This is a genomic window from Nonomuraea sp. NPDC049784 (assembly GCF_040659615.1).
In the GTDB taxonomy this organism is placed as follows: Bacteria; Actinomycetota; Actinomycetes; order Streptosporangiales; family Streptosporangiaceae; genus Nonomuraea.
This window is the reverse complement of the sequence record NZ_JBFAMX010001192.1, coordinates 1-1,449: the sequence shown is the minus strand read 5'-3', so window position 1 is coordinate 1,449 and position 1,449 is coordinate 1. Positions and strand designations below refer to the sequence as shown.

Here is a 1,449-nt window from a genome sequence, read left to right as displayed (position 1 = left end):
CTCCTCCAGGTACGCGGTCATCCGCTCGTTGAGCGGCAGATACGTGATGCCCTCGTCAGCCGCGACCTGCCGACGTTGCCGTACTCCAGCCACCGCCACACCTTGGCCGGCGGCGCGTCCTCCCCCCGCGCCCACGCACCCTTCCAATACTTCTCCGCCTGCTGGTCCGCCCGGTAGAACACCGTCATGTACGTGCGCTGGCGCTCGTTCAATGCGTCCCACGCCGCCGCGGCGCGCTTCGATGGGGGCACGACAGGGACGCTACCAACCAGCACCGACGCCCAGCAGTGCGGTCAGGCAGTCTCTTCGTCGTTGATCCTCAATGGCTGGCCGGACCGCGGTCCTCGATGAGTCGTCGGGGATTAGACGAAGGGGGCCAGGTGCGTCGCATCCGCAGAGGCGGCCGACTTATCCCGCTGGCCCGCGCCCACAGGTTACGCTGCCGCCTGCTAGGAGAGGAAGCGTCCGGCTCGTCCTGTTCCGGCCGTCATCGCGAGGCATTGTGCGCCGTACTCCACGAATAGGTGGTGGATCGCTCCATCCCGTACGCTAGGCGATCTACTCACCGCATTTGGACGGGCTGGCGCATGCTCGAGAAGTGGCTTCAGCAGCAAGACCCCCATGAGGTGTCCACGCTGTTGCAGGTGCAGCACCTCACCACCAGTGATGGGGTCGGCCAGGAGACGGCCGAGCAGTGGCTGGGACAGGATCTGCTGCGCAACTACGTCCATCCCGAAGAGCGCGCCCTGCTGGAGCAAACCTTCCGTGATCTGGGGCAGACCGCCTTGGCGGATCACCTGGTCAGCCACAAGTTCCCGTCCGACGTCAAGGTCCGCAGCGGGGACTTCGGCGAGGCGCTCAGCGGCGCCTGGTACCGGCGTGCACGCCGCTGGTGCGTCCCGCTGCTGAAGCTGCGCTATAAGCACCGGCCCAACCAGCCCGTCCAAGGCGTCGACTTCCTGGCTTTCCGGCTGCGCGAGGATCCTCCCATCGTGGCCACCCCGGAGGTGAAGACACGCCTGGACAAACGGCTTGACGTTGGTGTCCAAGCGGTCCAGAGCCTGCAAGGCGTGCTCGATGACCTGCCCTCAAGTCTCCACTTCGCCGCCGCGCGCCTGCTGGACCGCAAGATCGCCCTGGGCGCCCGAGTGGGAGCGCTGCTGATCGCGCCCTACCGGGTCGAACGCCACATCGTGCTGGTACAGGACGAGGCCGACTGGGACGAGCGGATCGTGGACCGGCTGGCCGCCCACCTGACCGAACCCACCGAGGTCAGCGTGATCCGACTGCCCGAGCTGCGCGCGATGATCGCACGCGCCTACACCACGGCGGCCGCCGCGGCGCAGGCCCGCACAGTCCACTCCTCCCCCGCCATCGCGGCCCCCGACGCCACGCCGGTGGCATCCCTGGCGGGGGCGGAGTGATGCGCGACTACGACGGACGCCTGGC

At 68.1% G+C, this 1,449-nt stretch carries 1 protein-coding gene; it reads left to right on the top strand.

The features are described from left to right. Nucleotides 1–587 precede the first annotated feature (587 nt). Nucleotides 588–1,424, top strand: coding sequence for a hypothetical protein (locus AB0J09_RS64635; RefSeq protein ID WP_360714393.1), 837 nt, complete (start codon nucleotides 588–590; stop codon nucleotides 1,422–1,424). Nucleotides 1,425–1,449: the final 25 nt, after the last annotated feature.